General features: G+C 45.0%; 1 protein-coding gene. It reads left to right on the top strand.

The genetic code is table 11. The features are described from left to right. Nucleotides 1-309, top strand: a 309-nt coding sequence (locus tag FLQ44_RS10165; protein ID WP_439144918.1) for an elongation factor 1-alpha C-terminal domain-related protein, incomplete at both ends; no start/stop codon positions are given.

Genomic DNA, 309 nt, shown 5'->3' on the forward strand with positions numbered 1-309 from the left:
ACGATTGAGTTTGATGCGCCTGTTGTATTTGATCGTTATCATGACAGTCGTTATACAGGTTCATTCATTTTTATTGATCGTTTAAGCAACGTCACTGTCGGTGCGGGTATGGTCGAAGCGGCAGTTGAGTGGACTGCACATAATGAGCCTGTGACTGCTGAAGCACGTGCTGCACGTTTAGGTCAAAAACCAGCGGTTGTTGCAGTATCTGCACAAGCACTTGAAAATGCACAAGCACTCGAAAGCTTGTTGATTCAGCAAGGTGTTGTTGCGATTGCAAAAGCAGGGCTATCAAGTGATCAAGTTAGT

Origin of the sequence: Vogesella mureinivorans (genome assembly GCF_007644035.1) — a bacterium.
GTDB classification, from domain to species: domain Bacteria; phylum Pseudomonadota; class Gammaproteobacteria; order Burkholderiales; family Chromobacteriaceae; genus Vogesella; species Vogesella mureinivorans.